Source organism: Herbiconiux daphne, assembly GCF_024979295.1.
GTDB lineage: Bacteria > Actinomycetota > Actinomycetes > Actinomycetales > Microbacteriaceae > Herbiconiux > Herbiconiux daphnes.
The window spans coordinates 1-627 of the sequence record NZ_JANLCJ010000506.1 but is presented as its reverse complement, the minus strand read 5'-3'; the positions used below and the strand labels follow the sequence as shown (position 1 = coordinate 627).

The 627-nt window shown below is 44.3% G+C and carries 1 protein-coding gene; it reads right to left on the bottom strand.

What is annotated here, in order from left to right:
* Positions 1-36: 36 nt before the first annotated feature.
* Positions 37-627: hypothetical protein (locus N1032_RS26120; RefSeq protein WP_259543548.1), on the bottom strand; the 591-nt coding region annotated here is incomplete at its 5' end.

Here is a 627-nt window from a genome sequence, read left to right as displayed (position 1 = left end):
ATATGCTTTTAAACTCACATTTTGACGGCACATAATTTACCCCTGCATTTCATCTAATAGCGCTTTCGCGGCCTGTTTATCTTCATCACTCGAATTCTCATCCGAAATGATAGCCTCTAATTCTGCGATGTTTTGTGCTGCACTCGCGGAATCTGATTCAGTTTCTTCTGCCAAATCGGGATTAAATTCACTCCCCGTTTGTTCGCGGCCAGAATCATCTGACTGAGTTTCACCCTGATTTTCCCCCTGATTGGTTTCGTCGCCGGATTCGGTGGTCGTGGCCTCGCCCCCGTTCCCGTTCCCGTTCCCGGTATCGTTTAACGTTTCTTTCTCAGGATTATCTCCAGAATTCGAATCGCTATTTCCGCTAGTCTCCAGCCCGTTCGATTGATTTGCCGCATCAGGAATTTCCTCTTTATCAATTACACCATCAACCAGTTTCTTATTTTTGAAATGCCAGACAGAGCCGAAATCTACCTCTACCGACAAATCAAACATTTTATTCAGCGCCTCGATTCCAGAGATTCGATTTTGCATCATGTTATAAACCAGTGGGAAAAGTGAATCCTCCTGATTTACCTCAGCAGTGATTAGGCGCTCTTTTTTCATGTTGAAGTTGGCAGAAAT